The sequence below is a fragment of the Flavobacteriales bacterium genome, assembly GCA_013001705.1.
Classification (GTDB): Bacteria; Bacteroidota; Bacteroidia; order Flavobacteriales_D; family JABDKJ01; genus JABDLZ01.
In genome coordinates this window covers 1-20,114 of record JABDLZ010000214.1, presented here as the reverse complement: position 1 = coordinate 20,114, position 20,114 = coordinate 1, and the positions used below count along the sequence as shown (strand labels likewise).

Here is a 20,114-nt window from a genome sequence, read left to right as displayed (position 1 = left end):
TGAACCGGCCTTGCGCTATCCCATGCAGCCCTATGTACACTTGAGTGATGAAGAGGTGGAGGCCATCTATGCGTATCTGCGAACGCTACCGGCTGTATCGAATAGGACAGACAGGGAATTTTGAATTGCTTCTTCCAAGGAGGATCGACCATCTTAGAAGTATGGTAATCATCCATTCAAGCTATCTGGATTATTCATTCAAAGAAAGTTTTAGGAACTCATGATCAAATCCGGATTGAAGAGATTCGAAGTCCAGCATTCATCAGGATAGTACTCCACCACCGATACTGTCGATGGACCATTCATCAGAACTGAAATAGTGCAGATAGAAATGGTAAGGCACTTGAGGGTGCATGGGCCTATTTTCATAGGACCAAGTCCATACATCTATGAAACATACCGCATCGATCATCATTATATCATTGACCGCAGTCATCACAGGCATCTATTCTCTATTAGGCGATAGAGATAGCGAGAGAACGGTCCGTCCATTGGAACCTGCCATTGAATCACCTCGCACATCCGGTGCTGGAATTGCCATGGACGCCTGGGTGTTCGAACGCGCTTACCCTCATGGAAATATTCCCAGCAGCGCCTATTTAAAGGCATTCGATGAGGTAGCTGAGAAAAGGTCAGCGCAACGCAGCGTGGATGGAGAATGGGAGAGCATGGGGCCTGAGAATGTAGGTGGACGCACACTCTGCTTGGCCTTTCATCCTACGGATACCAATACCATCTATGCGGGATCCGCCAGTGGAGGGCTCTGGAAGAGTACGACCCGCGGTATCGGTCGTTTTGCATGGATTCCGGTGCCTACTGGTCACCCGGTTTCTGCCGTGGCCTCCATTGCGATCGACCCGGAAGATCCGGATGTGATGTATATAGGTACGGGCGAGACCTATGGAGGTGGAGTATCCCAACCGGGTATAGTCAACCGCTATACACGTGGCACCTATGGTATTGGGATATTGAAGACGACCGATGGTGGTCTGAGCTGGTCGCAGAGTCTGGCCTTTGAAGTAGATGAGATAAAAGGTGTGCAGGATGTGGTCCTATCTCCCATTGATTCGGATATTGTATTTGCAGCTACCAGCGATGGTGTCTATCGAAGTACAGATGCCGGAGTGTCTTGGACCTTGGTCTTGGATGTCCCCGACTGTTTCGACATTGAAGCACACCCCACCGATATAGATATCGTCTACGTGAGTCAGGGAAACCTCAACAATGATCTGATTCCCAGTCAATGCGGCATTTACAAATCCACCGATGGAGGGGCAAGCTTCGAGGAACTGATGGATACAGGTCTGGCCTCGGCTTGGTCTGGCAATGCCAAATTGACTCTGGATCCACAGGACCCGGAGACCATCTATGCCGATATCCAGGTAGGATGGTTCAATACGGATAATACGACTCCAGTAGGTCTGTATCGCTCTACCGATGCAGGTGAGAACTGGCAGAACATCAACAATCAGAACATAGCTCAATGGCAGGGATGGTACTCGCATGATATGGCCATACACCCGACCAACTCGGATGAAATGATGTATGTAGGGATAGACGCTTGGCGCTCGGTCGATGGAGGGACCTCTTTCCTCAAAGAATCCCAATGGACACAATGGGAGTTCGGGGTGCTCGATGTAGAAGTGCCCGAGGGTGGTCCCAACTATGTGCATGCCGATATCCATGCGGTCTATTACCACCCTCTGGCCCCGGATGAGGTCTATTTAGCCACTGATGGAGGAGTATTCGGCTCTTACAATGGAGGCATCAGCTATACTACCTTGAATGGAGGATTACAGACCACCCAGTTCTATGCAGATATGGGCAGCTCTGCCACCGATCCGGGCAAGGCCATCTGTGGTGCACAGGATAATGCTACCTATATCTACGAAGGCACTCCATCGTGGAGGCGAGTCATCGGTGGAGATGGGATGTGTGCAGCCATCGACCAATCAGATGATCAGGTGATATTCGGTTCGTATCAGAATCTGAACATCCTCCGCTCTACCAACGGTGGATTGAATTTTTACAGTGCGGGTCCTACACTTCTGGCTGGTGAGGCAGTGGCCTTCAACGGACCTTTCGTGATGGCACCTTCAGATAGCGATGTACTCTACGCGGGTGCTCAGTATCTCTATCGCTCGGAATCCTCCGGTGATTTCTGGGAAGAGACGGCCAGTGAACCTGTGGATGGAGATAATGTCATCATCGCCATCGAGGTCTCGGCCTCGGACCCAGAAGTACTATTAGTGGCAACGTCACCAGTAAATCCATTTAACGGAGATGCTGGTGCCAAGGTCCTCCTGAGTACAGATGGTGGAGAATCTTTCGATCAGATGCAGGGACTTCCTGATCGTATATGCAAGGATATGGCCTTCGACCCCGAGGATTCAGACATTGCCTATGCCGTCTTCTCCGGATTCGGAACCGGGCACGTTTACAAGACTACCGATGGGGGGGACACTTGGTTCATGAGCGACCTCGGGCTTCCTGACCTGCCTACCAATACCATCGTGGTCGATCCCAATATGCCGGATCATGTCTATGTGGGTAATGATCTCTCTGTCTATTTCTCCAGCGATGCAGGAGGTACATGGGATATCTGGGATGCTGGACTTCCAGAAGCCACGATCATGATGCACCTGGACATCTCCCCATCCAATAACCGTATCCGCATCGCAACACATGGCCGTGGACTCTACGAGCGTGATCTACAGGAATCTGCTATTGGAGTGGATGAGCTGGTATCGGAGGGCAAACATTTGGTACTGTATCCCAATCCAGTGCAGGATCGGGCCTGGTTAGAGATCGATTGCATTCAGTCATCCGATAATTCTTCGATCCTTTTACTCGATGATAAAGGTGCACGGGTGATGGAGTGCTATACAGGACCTCTACAAGTGGGTCATAATCAGATCGAATTGCAGGGGATAGAAGGAGTATCAGCTGGAACATATTATATTCAAGTCATCCATAGGGGTGCGATAGCCACTTCCACCTTGATCAAGATGGACTGACCGCGAGTCTTTGTCCTAGCGCCCTTTCTCCATTTCTCTGCGCTTAGAACTGTAACTTTACAGGCCTAAGTACAAGGTCTATTCCATGGAACAAGTTGCTCCGTACAAACCCAAGAATAAAGTCCGAATCGTAACGGCCGCCAGTCTATTCGATGGGCACGATGCGGCCATTAACATCATGCGTAGGATCATCCAATCCACGGGTGCTGAGGTCATCCATCTGGGTCATGATCGCAGTGTGCAAGAGGTGGTCGAATGTGCTATCCAGGAAGATGCCAATGCCATCGCCATGACCAGTTATCAGGGTGGGCACATGGAGTACTTCAAATACATGTACGACCTCCTCAAGGAGAAAGGCCGGAGCGACATCAAGATATTCGGTGGAGGAGGGGGGACCATTCTCCCCGAGGAGATCGAAGAACTGCACGAGTACGGTATAGCCCGCATATATCACCCAGATGATGGGCGGGCAATGGGTCTGCAGGGTATGATCAATGACCTGATGCAGAAATCAGATTATCCGATCGGGAGCAGCATGAATGGAGAGATCTCCCATATTCTGGAGCAGAAGGATCAGGCAAGCATTGCTAGATTGATCTCAGCGGCAGAGAATTTCCCAGAGGAGAACAAGGTGATCCTCAAGCGGGTCTCCGACAAGGCTGCTGCGCTGGATACTCCTATTCTGGGCATCACAGGTACGGGAGGGGCTGGAAAAAGTTCATTGGTAGATGAGTTGGTGCGTAGGTTCCTTCTGGATTTCGAAGACAAGACCATAGCCATCGTCTCTGTGGATCCCTCCAAACGTAAGACCGGAGGAGCTTTACTAGGAGACCGTATCCGGATGAATTCCATCTTCAACGACCGCGTGTATATGCGTTCCTTGGCCACACGACAGAGCAATCTGGCTATGAGCAAGTATGTCAAAGAAGCGGTCGACATCCTCAAAGTAGCCGGCTATGACCTGATCATCTTGGAGACATCAGGGATCGGTCAGAGTGATACCGAGATCATCGATCACAGTGATGTGAGTCTCTATGTCATGACACCAGAATATGGTGCAGCCAGCCAATTGGAGAAGATCGACATGCTCGATTTTGCAGATATCATCGCCCTCAACAAGTTCGACAAGCGAGGCGCTTTGGATGCACTGCGTGACGTGAAAAAGCAGTACAAACGCAATCACCAACTCTGGGACGTGGATGACAAGGATATTCCGGTATTCGGCTCCATCGCATCACAGTTCAATGACCCGGGTACCAACGCCTTGTACAAGGCTATCATGGACACACTGGTGGAGAAGGCTTCTGCAGGAGAACTGCAGAGCAATTTCAAATCTGTGGATGAGATCTCCGAGAAGATATTCGTCATCCCACCTAAGCGCGTCCGATACCTCAGTGAGATTGCGGATAGTATCAGGAACTACAATGAGAAGGTCGACCAGCAGGCCCAAGTCGCACAGCAACTCTATGCACTGAAAGAGGCAAAGGATCTGCTTGGAGGTAGCGATTTCGAGAGCAGTCGGGAAGACCTACAGAACAAATACGAACAGCTACTCAAAGAATTCGACCCGAAGAACCTCGATGTGCTCGAAGCCTGGCAGGAAAAGGTCAAGAAGTACCAGGATGAGGTCTATGCATTCCAGGTGCGTGACAAGGTGATAGAGATCCAGACGCATACAGAATCCTTATCCCATACACAGATTCCCAAGGTGAGTCTACCCAAATACAAGGGATGGGGTGATATCCTGAAATGGAATCTACAGGAGAACGTTCCTGGGGAGTTCCCCTATACCGCTGGAGTGTTCCCTTTCAAGCGAGAAGGCGAGGATCCCACACGGATGTTTGCTGGAGAAGGCGGACCCGAGCGGACCAATAAGCGCTTCCACTATGTCAGCTTGGGGCTCCCTGCTAAGCGATTGAGTACCGCCTTCGACTCGGTCACGCTTTATGGACGGGATCCGGGTACCCGACCTGATATCTATGGGAAGATCGGGAATGCCGGGGTGAGTATCTGTTGCTTGGATGATGCGAAGAAGCTCTACTCCGGATTCGACCTATGCGACCCCAAGACCTCGGTCTCCATGACCATCAATGGCCCAGCACCCATGCTGCTCGGCTTCTTCATGAATGCGGCCATCGATCAGCAATGCGAGAAATACATCAAAGAGCAGGGACTGGAAAAGGAGATCGAAGCCAAGATCGAATCCATCTATAAAGAGAAAGGAGCGGAGCGGCCACGTTACAATGCCGATTCCTTGCCCGAAGGCAATGATGGACTCGGATTGATGCTGCTGGGAGTCACAGGAGACCAAGTGCTTCCTGCCGATGTCTATGCAGAATGTAAGACCCGTGCATTGACCTCTGTCCGTGGCACGGTACAGGCCGATATACTCAAGGAGGATCAAGCACAGAATACCTGCATATTCAGCACGGAATTCGCTCTACGTCTAATGGGCGATGTGCAGGCCTATTTCATCGATCAAGGAGTGCGCAATTTCTACTCGGTCTCCATCAGTGGCTATCATATCGCAGAGGCTGGAGCCAATCCGATATCGCAGTTGGCATTCACTTTGGCCAATGGATTCACCTATGTGGAGTACTATCTCAGCCGGGGGATGGACATTGACAAGTTCGCACCCAATCTGAGTTTCTTCTTCTCCAATGGAATCGACCCGGAGTATGCGGTCATCGGACGTGTCGCCCGCAGGATTTGGGCCAAAGCCATGAAGGAGAAATACGGAGCCGGGGCCAGAAGTCAGAAGCTGAAGTATCACATTCAGACCAGCGGACGCAGCTTGCATGCGCAAGAGATCGCCTTCAATGATATCCGTACCACTCTTCAAGCGTTGTATGCTATCTACGATAATTGCAATTCACTGCACACCAATGCCTATGATGAGGCGATAACTACTCCTACGGAGGAGAGCGTCCGCAGGGCCATGGCCATCCAATTGATCATCAATCACGAGCTCGGTCTGGCCAAGAATGAGAATCCACTACAAGGTTCATTCATCATCGAAGAACTCACCGATCTGGTCGAAGAAGCAGTCATGGTGGAATTCGACCGTATCACTGAACGTGGAGGAGTACTGGGAGCCATGGAGACCATGTATCAACGCGGAAAGATCCAGGACGAGAGCATGTACTATGAGATGAAGAAACATACGGGCGAGCTTCCTCTCATCGGTGTGAATACCTTCCTCAGTGCAGAAGGCTCTCCCACTATCTTGCCCAGAGAGGTCATACGAGCTACTGAAGCAGAGAAGCAGGACCAGATCGAGACTGTGGAATCTCTAAAGAAGAGAAATGAAAAGGAGGCCCATGAACACCTGCGACAGATCCAAGAATCCGCCATCCGTGGAGAGAATGTCTTTGAATCATTGATGGAGGCCTGCAAATGGTGCAGCCTGGGTCAGATCACCGAGGCCCTCTTTGAAGTCGGAGGTCAGTATCGTAGGAACATGTGATGATCAAAGCGGTCCTTGCCATTGATATAGGAGGTACCCTGACCAAGATCGGTCTGGTCACCAAAGAGGGGAGGATTCTCGCCCATCAGACCTTTGATACAGAAGCTTCCAAACCCTTTGACGATTTTCTGGATCGCCTTCATTCTCAAGTAGAGCAACTCAAGCCTGAAGAAGAGGCCGAGATCGTGGCCATAGGGGTAGGTGCCCCCAATGCAAATCCTCTCAATGGGATAATAGAACATCCACCTAACCTGGATTGGGGAGACTACATTCCTTTATTAAATGCAGTGCATCAGCGATTCAATAGACCGACTGTCATCGCCAATGATGCCAACGCCACAGCAGTGGGAGAGATGATGTACGGTGTGGCTAAAGGCATGAAGAACTTCGTGGTCTTGACCTTAGGAACCGGTCTAGGTAGCGGCATCATCGTCAATGGTGAATTGTTGATCGGAGAACATGGAGTAGCAGGCGAGATCGGGCATGTCAGCATCGACCCTGAGGGCCGTCAGTGCAAGTGCGGATTGAAAGGATGTCTAGAGACCTATGCCTCTGTTACGGGATTGAAACGTACGGTCTTCGACCTGATCGCCCAGATGAAGGGCGATTCTGTGCTCAAGAGGTACAGCTTCCATGAGATGACCGGTGAGATCATTGCAGAAGCTGCACTCGCAGGAGATGAGATTGCGCTTGAGGCCTTTGCTGATGCAGCAGAACGCTTGGGGGATAGCATGGCCAACACCGTAGCCCATCTCGATCCAGAAGCCATCATCCTTACGGGAGGATTGAGCAAGGCAGGTGACCTTCTGGTCCGCCCGGTGCGGGAGAGCATGGAAAGGCACTTATTCACTCCTTATCGCAATCGGGTCAAAGTATTGATCTCGGATTCTGCCGATGTCAGCTCGGTGCATGGGCCTGCAGCCTTAGCTTGGAATGCCTTGAATGGTGTGGCAGTCTAGGTCCTGGTAAGTTTCTTCTACTGTCCACCACCCATTGTAATTCTTAGAAGGAGATCGGCTCGGCTGTTCGATCTCCAAGCCAATCCCTAATTCCCTACCTTCCTCTCCCAAAACCAAAAGCTCCGTGCAGCAAGACAACCGTATCCATTCGCCTAGCCTGCTTCAGTCGCTGTTGCCTATCATCCTACTTATTGGACTTTTAGCGGCCAATGTCATCTTCTTTGGAGAGGATTCGAGTTACGGCAGCAATCAGATCGCTCTGCTGATGGCAGCAGCCATTGCTGGCGCCATCGGAGTACGCAATGGGGTCGGCTGGAAGGCCATCTACGATGGAATCGTGGAGAGCATCTCTTCGGCCATGGGGGCCATAATCATATTGCTATTCATAGGAGCTTTGGCGGGAACCTGGATGATGAGCGGCATCGTCCCCACCATGATCTATTATGGATTGAAGGTCCTCAACCCCGAGATCTTCCTCCTGGCCAGTTGTGTGGTCTGTGCCGTGGTGAGTATCGCCACGGGGAGTTCATGGAGTACCATCGCGACCGTAGGCATTGCCCTTTTAGGCATCGGGCAAGCTTTGGGGATATCCGAAGGGTGGATTGCCGGGAGCATCATCTCCGGGGCCTATTTCGGAGATAAGATGTCCCCTCTGAGTGACACCACCAATCTGGCTCCGGCCGTGGCCGGTGCGGATCTTTTCACGCATATCCGCCACATGACCTATACCACGGTGCCGAGTATCAGCATCGCTTTACTCGTCTTCATCATAGTCGGACTGTCCGGTTCGGGGGAATTCGACCCGGCTCAGGTCGAAGAGCTCACTTTCGTGATGCAGAATACCTTCAACATCACGCCCATGCTCTTCTTGGTGCCTGCTGTGGTCATCCTCTTGATCATCAAACGCATGCCGGCCATTCCGGCATTGATGATCGGCTCATTGCTCGGAGGCATCTTCGGACTCATCTATCAACCTGAGATAGTGGCTCAAATTGCCGAGGCAGCCTATGGCGATAGACTCGATAATTATTTCCAACAGAGCTATATCGCCTTGATGGCCTCTATGATGCAGGAGACCACAGTGGTCCTACCTGAAGGATTGGCTTCTCCCGGTGCCCAAGGAGCCTTGGAGAGATTGTTGACCGCGGGTGGGATGAGTGGTATGATGAGCACCGTATGGCTGATCATCTGTGCCTTGTCCTTCGGAGGAGTGATGCAGGCCTGTGGATTCCTCCAGCGTATCACGGCCGGCCTATTGACCTTGGTCAGTTCCAAGGGTTCATTGATCGCTACCACCAGCGGGACCTGTATATTCTTCAACCTCACCGCTTCCGATCAGTACATCGCTATCGTAGTACCCGGTAAGATGTTCTCAGAAGCTTTCAAAGATTATGGGCTTGCCCCGAGGAATCTCAGCCGGACCTTGGAGGATAGTGGTACGGTCACCTCCGTGCTCATTCCATGGAATACCTGTGGAGTGGCTCAGAGTGGAGTTTTGGGAGTGGCTGTGCTCGCCTTTGCTCCCTATTGCATATTCAATTGGGTGAGCCCTTTGATGACCATCCTATTCGGATACATGGGATGGAAGTTGACACCTCTCGATTACGATTTAAAAGAAGTAGAAGCTTAATGCCAAGGAGATCACCATAAAAAGCGGCATGATCACACCGAGATAGAGTAGGAATAGGATAAAGGATTTGCCTAGGCTCTTCATCCAGGATTGCCTATAGAATCTTTTGATGGCCATCGGGAGATAGATCATACCGAGGATGCCAGCAAAAGCCTCAGGCTCCAAGCTTTCGAGACCCAGAGCAAGCAAAGTACCGATGGTGGCCATGATAAGGAGCCAAGCATGATAGTATAAGGAGAAGACGATATGCTCTATAAATCGAAAACGGGTCTTTTTCCGGATGTAGAGCAATTTGAGCAGTAGTGCCAAGACAGGCTGGACCAGGAGTATCATTAAAGAGAAATTGCTGACAAAGTACTTGACGGTACTGGCTGTATCTGATAGATACATCTTTCCTACCTGGGTGTAGAACCTCCTTTCAAATCCCTTTTTCCCATTGCTGACCGAGTCCACGGCAGTTGTGAGGTCCTCACCCTCATCGAGCAGGACTTTCAGTGTTTCTATCTGACTCATTAATCCATCACTCTGGAGGCTGTCCACATTAGTAAAGGTGATATTGGCATTGTCATTCCCTACTACAACCATACTATCTCCTTTGGCTTTAGCTTCCTCTAGATCCAACTGTATCTGCTCGTCAAAATCTTCAACTATCTCCTTGGGTTGACGGATTTCCGGAGTGAAAGTCCATCCCCATATCAGAAAGAAGATGAAGGAGGTGAAGATGAGGCTGCGGAGGGGTGGTACATGGCTCACTCGCTTGCCATCCATGAATTCGGCAGGGACCTTTCCCGGGTGTATGAGCAGAGGGATGAAGGTGTTGAAGAATTTGGAATCGAAAGAGAAATAATCTCCTAGGAAGTCCTTGACCAAGGTCCCTAGTGTAATGTTCTTATCGGAATTTTCTTGACCACATTCATGGCAAAAGGATTCACCTTGAAGTGGCGTACTGCAATTCAAGCATTGCTGCAGTTTTCGCTCCTGAGGTATGAGTGATCTCCCTTTGGACATAGAACGAATCTATGACGAACGACCCGAAAAGACCGATATGCTCCTCTCTATCCCTGCTTCCAAAGAGATGAAGGTCTCCGTCTTATCTATGGCCTCGATGGGTTGGATCTTCTCCTGTAGCACGGCTCTGAGATGTTCGGTATTCTGACATACGATCTTGATGAACAGTCCATAGGCCCCGGTGGTGTAGTGCGCTTCTATGACCTCGGGGACGGCCTTGAGTTCGTCAATGGCCTCGTTATACCTCCCACCTCCCTTGAGATACACTCCCATAAAGGCCACTACGTCATAGCCCAGTTGATGGAAATCGATCTTCAGCGTAGCCTTTTCCACGATTCCCGCTTTCTCCATCTTGCCCATACGGACATGAATAGTACCAGGCGAAACGAGCAATTCCTTGGCAATCTCGGTATAGGCCATACGCGAATCAGCCATGAGGAAGCTCAAGATGCGCTTATCTAGATCATCGATTTGATATTCCATAGGTAGAAATGGGATTGTTTATTGACTAATTGTCACTCAGTGCCCATCAGATTAACATATTAACAAAAATAGCAGAGATATAGTATATAATTTGCAATGAATGGGAGTATCGCTATACATTTGACCTATGCCGAAAGGCAATCACTGTGGGGTGATGAAATAGGCAGACATACCCTCCTGTCTCGAGGGCGGAGAGCCATGGACAAATCGGGTCGAAGGAATTCGATCACAAGTGACACAGCCCGACTAACATCTCCGTGGAGGTTCGAATCCTCCCCCTACAGCTACTCAGAGTGCAGACCATCAACGGTCTGCACTTTTTCTTTGGGGTAGAACATCCAGAAAAGCACCGGGAGTAGCAGTAGGTCGACCAGCACAGCAAAGAACAAGGTCAAGCTCAGCAGTAGCCCGGTATAGAAGGTTCCCTTGAAGGTGCTGATGATCAAGGTGAGGAAACCAGCGACCAGGATCAGTGAGGTGATGATGATGGCTTTCCCCGTTCCGATGAAACTACGTTTCAGCGCATATTGGCGCGAGCGCCCTTTGGCCAACTCCAGACGCATCCGACTCACAAAATGGATAGTATCATCCACCGCGATTCCGAATGCGATGGTGAAGATGATGCTTGTGCTCACCTTAAGGTCGATTCCCGTGAATCCCATGATTGCCGCTATCATGAGCAAGGGGAGCATATTGGGGATCAATGCGATCAGGACCATCTTCAACGAGCGATACATGATACCTACGATCAATGCCACGATCAAGAAGGCCACAAAGAGCCCCCAGACCATGGTCGTGCTCAGATATTCATTGTTCAGATCGATGAGCGTGGCGGTTCCTGTGAGCTTATAGTCCATATAGCTCGGCATCTCCTCTCTCCAGAATTCAGCCAGGGCCTCATTCCGCTCATCGATCTCGATCTTGCCCCAATCACCCATCTTGCCGGCCACACGGAATTCATCCAGATCCTCATCCAAGAACTGCCGCATCACCCCCATGCGTTTGCTGCGCTCTAGATTGCGCGTGATCTTTTGGATCTCTCGGTCGGATGAGGGTAGTCGGTAGTACTCCGTTTTCGCATTATGGTCTGCCTTGTTGAGTTCTTTGACGAAATTGAGGGGTGAGATAAGAAAGCCCGCTCCGTAGTCCTCTCGCAGGTAGGTGTCCAAACGATCCATGGCGTGGAGGACATCTCCATCCAGCACACTCTTATTGCTGTCCTCTACGAATACCGCCATCTCAAAGGGTCGCACACCGGCATAGGCCTTCTCGAAATAGTCGAATTCGATGCGGAACGGATTGTCCTTCTTCAAGTCCTCGAGCAGGAAATTGTTGACCTGTATGCGATTCATGCCGATGAAGCATACAACGAGCAGGGCCAGAGAAGACCATGCGATCCCCCTGCGATGTTTGATGATCCAGAGGTAGAAGCGATGCAGGTGACGCGACCAGAAATCCTGTCCCCTCCGCTTCTCCCTTAGTGGGGGCACCTTGGTGAGGACCATCGTAGCGGGTAGGATGGTGAAGGCCAGTATATAGGCCAGAATGACTCCCGCGGCACTCAGCAATCCGAATTCGCGTATCGGAATGATACTAGAACCGACCAAGGTGGTGAATCCGATGGCCGTGGTAATAGAGGTCAGGAAAGTGGCCAGGCCCACTTCTTTCACTGAGACCTTGATGGATCGGATCTTGGATTTCCCTTTCCGCAGCTCATCGAAATACTTGGAGAGGATGTGTACCACATCACTCATTCCCACTACGAAAAGAATGGTCGGAAGAATAGTCAATAGAAGGTCGATGTCCTTACCCACGAGATTCATCACGCCCAGCAGCCAGATGATGGACAGGAGCACTACCACCAAGGGAACGACCACTCCCCATGCTGATCGAAAGGCGATGATGAGGAATAGACTGATCAATAGAATGGATGCGCTCACGAAGAGCTTCAACTCGAATTGCAGGCGCTCCACGAAGTATCCTTGACCGATGGCCCTCCCGGATTTATAGAGTCGGTCGAAACTGAAATGCGGAAGAATGCGGTCCACCGCTACGGCCAATTCATCACATTTCTCTTTGCTCAACAACTCGGTATGCTCGAGCATGATGGCCATGGCCTGCCCATCTTCAGTGATGAAGGAATTGATCAGGTTGGGTGATTCCATGATGCGCACCGAGTCGGTCTGATAGTGCTTCGGAGCATCCCAACGGAGATAGGGACGGGAATAATAGGAGCCGAATAGAGGCTCTTGCACGATCTCTTCCAGATTCAGCAGACTCTGAACCGATTCCACATGGACCAAGGTCTCTAGAGAATCTTGGAATCGCTTCGCCTCTTGCAGGAATTCTTCTTCGAATATGTCGCCATCATTCTCCAAAGAGAAGAGCACGAAATCATTCTCAGAGGAGTATTTGTCACGGTGAGCAAGGAAGAAATCCGTCTCTGGGTCGTTCTGTGGGAAGAAGCGCTCGAAATCATAATCAAAGCCTAGCTGGGAGACCCTGAAACCCATGAATACCGATAGAAGGATGACCCCCAATAGGGTCCACTTGGCCAAGCGTCTGTACCTTTTCTCTTCTTCCATAAACAGGGTCGAACATAGGACAATTTAAGCTTCAGCTTCGTTGCGTGGCGTGAGCAAGGACCTGTGATTCTATGGGTCGGGGTTTTCCATGCTCCTTTGTATATAAAATATTTCAAGCTACTGTAATTCAGCGTTTTATAAGTAATTTTAGAAGAGTGCGATCGATCATGTGTCGAGCGAGGTCTCCCAACGGGGTCAGACATAGAAAACATGAACGCAAAAGCTCTTATCGTAGTCCTGTCCTTCCTTCTTTGGGCACAAGTCTCTTGGAGATGGTATACCCATGGGATTAAAGGATTCTATGCCCTCAAAATAGAATTGCCCGACCCCATCGATGTTTCGCCTGAAGAGCCTGAATCCACTGACACAACGGTCATCGAAGAAGAACCGGAACATCTCTTGCATACGGATGAAGGGGTAACGATCTTCTTTCCCTATAAAGAGGCTGATCAAGCCTTCCGCACTGAACTGGCCTCCCAACTTGTGTCTCTTGTAGAAGACATGTCATCTGCCCAGCGACCCATCACCATAGCGGGTCATACGGATCAAAAAGGATCTGAGAGCTATAATCTCGAGTTGGGAGAGGAGCGAGCTCGCTTTGTAGCAGAGATCTTAGCACAAGCAGGTCTGAAGACCGAGCGAATGATGATAAAGAGTTTTGGAGAATCCCGTCCCTTGGCCGAAGAGGAGTCTCCTGATGCCGTGTGGATGAATAGAAGGGTGGAGATCAAATGGAAGACCTTCAATCAATAGCTCATAGGATATGTTCGAACAGATCAGCACTACATATACCGGCCAAGACGCAACGTTGGAAATAGTCATCATGCTCAGTGTAGCCTTTGCGCTAGGCTTTCTGTGCAGGTACTTCATAGGTCGCTCCCAGCAACACCAATTGCTGGATGAGTTGGAGAAGAGCGAGACAGTGCAGTCCGAGTTAAGACGCTCTGCGCTGCGATTGGATCGGAAATTGAGATTCGTGGAAGAGAAGTTGGCCCAGATACATGCTGAGCAGAAAGAACAGTCCGAGATCCCGGATGAGCGTACCTTACACATCCTGAAAAGCTCCCTTTGAACTAAAGAAAAACCCCGCTCCTTTTCGGGAACGGGGCTTCTGTTTTCTTGAGTCGGTCCATTGCCATCGGCTATCGACCAACAGCCGAGGCTTACTTATCCTCTTCTACTTCTTCGAAGTCTACATCGGTGACCTCGCTATCGTCAGTAGAACCGGCATCAGCACTAGCTCCAGCATCGGCTCCGGACTCTGCGCCAGCTTCTTGCTGCGCATTGTACATCTCCTGCGAAGCGGCTTGGAATACCGTATTCAGTTTTTCCATACCTGCATCGATACCCGCTAGGTCTTTCGCCTCATGGGCCTCCTTCAGCTCAGCTAGGGCATCCTCAATGGGCTGCTTCTTATCCGCAGGAATCTTGTCTCCGAACTCTTTGAGCTGCTTCTCGGTCTGGAAGATGAGATTGTCGGCAGAGTTGATCTTCTCGACCGTCTCCTTGGCCTTGGCATCTGCTTCTGCATTGGCCTCGGCTTCTTTCTTCATCTTCTCGATATCTGCATCACTCAATCCAGAACTCGCCTCGATACGTATGCTCTGCTCCTTATTGGTGGCTTTGTCCTTCGCACTCACATTGATGATACCGTTTGCATCGATGTCGAAGGTTACCTCTACCTGAGGGACTCCGCGCGGTGCGGGTGGTATACCGTCCAAGTGGAACTTACCGATCGAGCGGTTATCTGCTGCCATGGGTCGTTCCCCTTGTAGCACGTGGATCTCGACCGAAGGTTGATTATCACTTGCCGTAGAGAAGGTCTCCGACTTGTTGGTAGGGATGGTCGTGTTTGCATCGATCAACTTGGTGAATACACCTCCCATGGTCTCGATACCGAGAGAAAGAGGGGTGACATCCAAGAGCAATACGTCTTTCACCTCACCGGTCAGAACACCCCCTTGGATAGCCGCTCCGAGCGATACCACCTCATCGGGATTCACTCCTTTAGAAGGCTCTTTACCGAAGAATCCTTTCACTGCATCCTGTACAGCTGGAATACGCGTAGAGCCACCTACGAGGATCACCTCATCGATGTCGCTCTTGCTCAATCCAGCCGCCTTGAGGGCATCTTCTGCTGGTTTGATACTGCGCTGGACCAGGTCTTCAGTGAGTTGGTCGAATTTGGCACGACTCAGTGTCTTGACCAAGTGCTTGGGCACTCCATCCACCGGCATAATGTAGGGCAGATTGATCTCCGTACTCGTAGTGGATGACAATTCGATCTTGGCCTTCTCAGCGGCTTCTTTCAAACGCTGGAGTGCCATAGGGTCTTTACGCAGGTCCAGGCCTTCGTCATTCTTGAATTCATCGGCCAACCAGTTGATGATCTTCTCATCGAAGTCATCTCCTCCCAAGTGGGTGTCTCCGTCAGTAGAGAGTACTTCGAATACTCCATCTCCTAGTTCGAGGATGGATACATCATGGGTACCACCACCCAGGTCGAAAACGACCACTTTCATGTCCTGGGACTTCTTGTCCAGTCCATAGGCAAGTGCAGCGGCCGTAGGCTCGTTGATGATCCGTTTTACAGTCAGTCCTGCAATCTCACCGGCCTCTTTGGTAGCCTGACGTTGAGAATCATTGAAGTAGGCAGGAACGGTGATCACCGCTTCATTGACCGAAGTACCGAGATAATCCTCTGCTGTCTTTTTCATCTTCTGAAGGATCATCGCTGAGATCTCCTGTGGCGTGTACTGTCGGTCATCGATCTGTACGCGAGGAGTATTGTTATCTCCTTTGACCACTTTATATGGTACACGCTCGATCTCACGGGTCACTTCATCATAGCTATTTCCCATGAAACGCTTGATGGAGTAGACTGTCTTCTCCGGATTGGTGATCGCCTGACGCTTGGCCGGGTCTCCTACTTTACGTTCACCACCATCCACGAATGCAACGATGGAAGGGGTGGTGCGCTTTCCTTCGCTGTTGGTGATGACTACCGGCTCGTTACCCTCCATGACGGAGACGCAAGAGTTGGTAGTTCCCAAGTCGATTCCAATAATCTTACTCATGTTCAGTATAATGCTTTTATCGTATGGTTTCCTTTCATGTCGGAAGCCATAGGTCAAGCACTATGCCATCAGAGTATTGGAGCAGAATGAGAAGAAAAATCTGACAAAATCTGACAGCATGTCAGTTTTGAAGCAAGATCAGGTCGATTTATTGACACCAATTGTTAGAGTCGGCACAGGTGTACTCGGTCGATTCACCGGTAGGGTCGCAGAAGCAGAGCTCACGGGTATATTGTCCATCGACCATTTCTCTGAGATCGTTCTCATTCCCATCGGTGTATAGAGGTTTCTCGCGCACATAGATATCCCGTGTGGAGAATATGCCGATTCCTTCGCCCTCATTGATATTGGAGAATGTAGGTCTGCTCTGGCCTACGGCCGTCACCTGATTGTCTCCGATATTCAAATAGGTAGTGAGGTCCTCACCGGCTACTGTGAGAATGAAGTCGAAGGTTCCTATCGCCCGATATCTGAGGTCATCCGGTGTGCCTGCAGCCTCAATAGCATTGGCTATCCGCTCAAAGAAGATGCTGCCATTGCGCGCTTCGTCCACTTCTTGCCCAGGGAAGTCGATGTCCTTGGTCACAATAGGGAAGGTCACCGATTTTTCTGCAGAGCTTCCATCGGTATAGACCTCGGTATAATTGAAACGCACATCGATCTTCTGCTTGATGGCATTGCGCACATCATTGGTCCCGGCATTCCATACCACCCGGAAATTGCTGTTGTACGTAGAGCCATCCGGATTGAAGGTCTGGACCAATTGTATTCCTGAGTTGATGCCGGGAATGGGTTGTTCGATCGCCCCGGATCCATTACCATAGGTACTGGCCATCTGAGTCTCTGAGGTGATGGACTTGCCATCAGCAGTGACATTCAATCGATAGACGTAATCGAAATACTGGCTGTCATTCATATCAGGCCAGTTGTTCCAGATATCCTCGCTATCGATATAATAAGCCTTGGCCGTAGGAGCATAGAATATCCCATCCAAATCCTTATCCTGTAAGATGGTGTCCTGCAAGGGGGCACTTCCTACCAGTGTGCCATTGGCATTGTACCATTCCAGAGCACCCGTCACTTCTTCATAGAGCATGCTGTCCTCCTCTGTGACGATCTCCAGGGCATTGATATTCCCCAAGAAAGTACGGTTGATCAAAAAGATCTGTTCTGAGGCACTGGGATCCAGGAGACCATATACGACTGGTAGATTGTCACCATCTGCAGTGATGTCTATTTCGGTCTCACAGGTGCTGAATATTCCGATTATGGTCAGTGCGATAAGGATGTGGGTCGATCTCATAGGAAAATCTGCTATGGGGGCAAAGATATCCCACTGCGCTACATACGCCAGAAGCTTCTGAACGAAGATCGACCGTTCATCACATTCTCAGACAGGCCTTGAGGTGGTCCATTGTCGTATTTTCGGCCCTGTCATCCAATAACTATCCCATGGCGATACATGCAGATGCTAAACGGATTACCACACGCACGCTGGTAGATATGAAGAATGCTGGAGAGAAGATCTCCATGCTCACCGCCTACGATTACTCCATGGCCCGTATCGTGGACGAGGCAGGAGTGGACGTGATCCTCGTAGGAGATTCGGCTTCCAATGTGATGGCCGGTCATGAGACCACATTGCCGATCACACTGGATCAGATGATCTATCATGCGTCCTCCGTAGTGCGCGGTATCAACCGCTCATTGGTGGTAGTGGACCTTCCTTTCGGTTACTACCAGGGAGATTCTAAAGGAGCCTTGCGGTCGGCCATTCGGATCATGAAAGAATCCGGTGCACATGCTGTGAAACTGGAAGGAGGGCGCGAAGTAGGAGAGTGCATCCAACGAATACTCAAAGCAGGAATCCCGGTCATGGGACACCTAGGGCTTACCCCTCAATCCATCTATAAATTCGGAACCTATACCGTCCGTGCCAAGGAGGAAGAAGAGGCCGAGCGTCTCATAGAAGATGCGCACATCTTAGAAGAATGCGGCTGTTTCGGTATCGTGCTAGAGAAGATTCCCGCCAAGCTGGCCGAGCAGGTGGCCGCAGAAGTAAATATCCCAGTGATCGGGATCGGAGCCGGTGACGGGGTGGATGGTCAGGTACTAGTGATCCACGACATGCTCGGGATCACGCATGAGTTCAATCCGCGCTTCCTGAGACGCTACCTCCATCTCTATGATGAGATGAAAGGAGCCATCTCCCAGTATGTGGATGACGTGCGCAGTGGGGATTTCCCAAGTGAGAAAGAACAATACTAAGACCTAGATGGATTGGATTGCTATCACGGATAGACTCCCTGAAGATGGTCAGAAGGTCATCTGTTATTTGCCTGAGAACCATCAATACCTTCCAGGAAAGACCGGGGAGACTCGTTTCGAGCCCATCGTCATCCTCCGATTCGTAGACCGATTCTTCGATGAAGGAAGCAAGAAGCATGAGAAATACGGGCCTCATTTCTGGTTGGGAGAGGGCTTGAGCAATCACTATTTCGCTGATGTCACCCACTGGATGCCCTTACCTGATAGCCCATGAATCGCACCACACACTGGAAACAACTCGATGTTCTCTTCGAGGATAATCACTTGATAGCAGTCAACAAGCGGGTGGGAGACATCGTGCAAGGGGATAAGAGTGGAGATAAGGCGCTGAGCGATCTGGTCAAAGAGTATATCAAGCATAGGTATAAGAAGCCGGGTGATGTATTCCTCGGAGTGATCCATAGGATCGACCGTCCGGTGAGCGGGGTGGTCGTATTTGCGCGTACCTCCAAGGCACTCTCCCGAATGAATGAGCTTTTTCGCAATGACGATATCCTCAAGACCTATTGGGCGGTAGTACGTAATCGTCCAGAGATGGAAGAGCTGGTGCTGGTGGATTTCATGCGTAAGAATGAGAAACAGAATAAATCTTTCACCTGCAAAGAAGGAAGTCCCGGTGCCAAACGGGCCGAGCTTAAATATCGACTTTGCGGCTCCACGGATCGTTATTGGTTCTTAGAGATCCATCCCAAGACCGGGCGACATCACCAGATCAGGGTCCAGCTCTCACATATAGGAAGCCCGATACGCGGTGACCTGAAATACGGAGCCGCTCGTTCGAATAGGGACGGAGGTATCCATCTGCATGCCCGCAGCATTGAATTCACTCACCCGGTACGCAAAGAACCTGTGACCATCCAAGCTTCCGTGCCGGATGACCCCTTGTGGAAGGAATTCGAAGGGCAGGTGTCTTAAAGCAATGATAGGCAGTAACTTGCGTTCCATTGTCATGCGTTTCCTCCTCCTTACAACCCTGCTTTTAATTCAGCTCTTTGTACACGCTCAGCATCCTTTCATGTCGCGATTCACTGCGACCATTATCAATGAAGGCATCTTCTTGGAATGGACATTGACCGCGGGAAATACCTGTCAGGGCATCGCAATCGAGCGGGCTTTGGTAGGTGAGGCATTTGAAGAGATAGGCACTATCGAGGGAGTATGCGGATCACAGGAAAAAGATGAGGACTTCTTCTTTGTGGATACCTCGCCCATTAGCGGAGCGGAGAATCGCTATCGGCTGTTGTTGGGCGCATCGGGCTATACCGAGGAGATCAGTCTGGAGTATTTCGATGTAGGCGATGAGGGATTCCTTTTGGTACAAGATGCTCAAGGAGTCAGTCTTTGGACAGAACGGAACGATTTGGAGGATATGACATTTACCATATTCGATGCCCAAGGGCACGAGATGGAAAAGGATGTCATCACACGAGGGGAGAATCGCTTGAATACCGATGGACTTCGCCAAGGATTGTATATCGTTGGTGTGATGCGCGCTGCTGAGCCCATATTTGTAGATCAGTTCGTCAAATTCTGAGGCATCAGGAGATACTATCGCATACTG

At 50.4% G+C, this 20,114-nt stretch carries 16 protein-coding genes; 10 read left to right on the top strand and 6 right to left on the bottom strand.

The genetic code is table 11. From position 1 onward, the window contains the following. Positions 1 to 262: 262 nt before the first annotated feature. Positions 263 to 436 carry a hypothetical protein gene (locus tag HKN79_08735; GenBank protein NNC83650.1) on the bottom strand — a complete coding sequence of 58 codons (174 nt, stop codon included), beginning with the start codon at positions 434 to 436 and terminating at the stop codon, positions 263 to 265. Between HKN79_08735 and HKN79_08730 the strand changes: the two genes are divergently transcribed. The 4 genes from HKN79_08730 to nhaC all read left to right on the top strand — a co-directional run bounded on the left by HKN79_08730 (position 423) and on the right by nhaC (position 9,072). Further along, complete coding sequence (locus HKN79_08730) at positions 423 to 3,017, top strand: hypothetical protein (GenBank protein NNC83649.1); 2,595 nt, start codon at positions 423 to 425, stop codon at positions 3,015 to 3,017. The two genes, HKN79_08735 and HKN79_08730, sit on opposite strands and share 14 nt — an antisense overlap. Before the next feature lie 85 nt (positions 3,018 to 3,102). Continuing rightward, a complete protein-coding gene (locus HKN79_08725) occupies positions 3,103 to 6,483 on the top strand; it encodes a methylmalonyl-CoA mutase family protein (protein ID NNC83648.1) in 3,381 nt (1,126 codons plus the stop codon). Beyond that, positions 6,483 to 7,442 carry an ROK family protein gene (locus tag HKN79_08720; GenBank protein ID NNC83647.1) on the top strand — a complete coding sequence of 320 codons (960 nt, stop codon included), beginning with the start codon at positions 6,483 to 6,485 and terminating at the stop codon, positions 7,440 to 7,442. Before HKN79_08725 ends, HKN79_08720 begins: the two co-directional genes overlap by 1 nt. 124 nt (positions 7,443 to 7,566) lie before the next feature. Continuing rightward, positions 7,567 to 9,072 (top strand): Na+/H+ antiporter NhaC, encoded by a 1,506-nt coding sequence (gene nhaC / locus HKN79_08715; protein NNC83646.1) that lies wholly within the window; start codon positions 7,567 to 7,569, stop codon positions 9,070 to 9,072. Here nhaC and HKN79_08710 read toward each other — a convergent pair. From HKN79_08710 to HKN79_08700, 3 genes are all read right to left on the bottom strand, one after another. Then, positions 9,052 to 10,080, bottom strand: a complete 1,029-nt coding sequence (locus HKN79_08710) for a DUF3667 domain-containing protein (GenBank protein NNC83645.1) — start codon at positions 10,078 to 10,080, stop codon at positions 9,052 to 9,054. The genes nhaC and HKN79_08710 overlap by 21 nt on opposite strands. A 9-nt stretch (positions 10,081 to 10,089) precedes the next feature. Beyond that, on the bottom strand, positions 10,090 to 10,563 hold the full coding sequence (locus tag HKN79_08705; protein ID NNC83644.1) for a winged helix-turn-helix transcriptional regulator: 474 nt from the start codon (positions 10,561 to 10,563) through the stop codon (positions 10,090 to 10,092). 284 nt (positions 10,564 to 10,847) lie between these two features. Next, positions 10,848 to 13,148, bottom strand: a complete 2,301-nt coding sequence (locus HKN79_08700; protein ID NNC83643.1) for an MMPL family transporter — start codon at positions 13,146 to 13,148, stop codon at positions 10,848 to 10,850. Positions 13,149 to 13,358: 210 nt separating this feature from the next. Between HKN79_08700 and HKN79_08695 the strand changes: the two genes are divergently transcribed. Both HKN79_08695 and HKN79_08690 read left to right on the top strand, forming a co-directional pair. Then, entirely contained in the window at positions 13,359 to 13,901 is a 543-nt protein-coding gene (locus HKN79_08695; GenBank protein ID NNC83642.1) for an OmpA family protein, read from the top strand. A gap of 10 nt (positions 13,902 to 13,911) precedes the next feature. Further along, positions 13,912 to 14,220, top strand: coding sequence for a hypothetical protein (locus tag HKN79_08690; GenBank protein ID NNC83641.1), 309 nt, complete (start codon positions 13,912 to 13,914; stop codon positions 14,218 to 14,220). 91 nt (positions 14,221 to 14,311) lie between these two features. Here the strand turns inward: HKN79_08690 and dnaK are convergent, their stop codons facing one another. Next, positions 14,312 to 16,225: a molecular chaperone DnaK gene (gene dnaK, locus HKN79_08685; protein ID NNC83640.1), complete on the bottom strand. Its 1,914-nt coding sequence runs from the start codon at positions 16,223 to 16,225 to the stop codon at positions 14,312 to 14,314. A 148-nt stretch (positions 16,226 to 16,373) separates the two neighbouring features. Then, a complete protein-coding gene (locus HKN79_08680; GenBank protein NNC83639.1) occupies positions 16,374 to 17,528 on the bottom strand; it encodes a hypothetical protein in 1,155 nt (384 codons plus the stop codon). A gap of 149 nt (positions 17,529 to 17,677) precedes the next feature. Here HKN79_08680 and panB point away from each other — a divergent pair, with 149 nt between their 5' ends. The 4 genes from panB (at position 17,678) to HKN79_08660 (ending at position 20,087) form a co-directional block, all read left to right on the top strand. Next, complete coding sequence (gene panB / locus HKN79_08675) at positions 17,678 to 18,493, top strand: 3-methyl-2-oxobutanoate hydroxymethyltransferase (GenBank protein NNC83638.1); 816 nt, start codon at positions 17,678 to 17,680, stop codon at positions 18,491 to 18,493. Between the two features lie 7 nt (positions 18,494 to 18,500). Beyond that, positions 18,501 to 18,767, top strand: coding sequence for a DUF551 domain-containing protein (locus HKN79_08670; GenBank protein NNC83637.1), 267 nt, complete (start codon positions 18,501 to 18,503; stop codon positions 18,765 to 18,767). Beyond that, entirely contained in the window at positions 18,764 to 19,468 is a 705-nt protein-coding gene (locus tag HKN79_08665; GenBank protein ID NNC83636.1) for an RluA family pseudouridine synthase, read from the top strand. The genes HKN79_08670 and HKN79_08665 overlap by 4 nt, the downstream gene beginning before the upstream one ends. Positions 19,469 to 19,568: 100 nt before the next feature. Beyond that, positions 19,569 to 20,087: a T9SS type A sorting domain-containing protein gene (locus HKN79_08660; protein ID NNC83635.1), complete on the top strand. Its 519-nt coding sequence runs from the start codon at positions 19,569 to 19,571 to the stop codon at positions 20,085 to 20,087. Positions 20,088 to 20,114 lie beyond the last annotated feature (27 nt).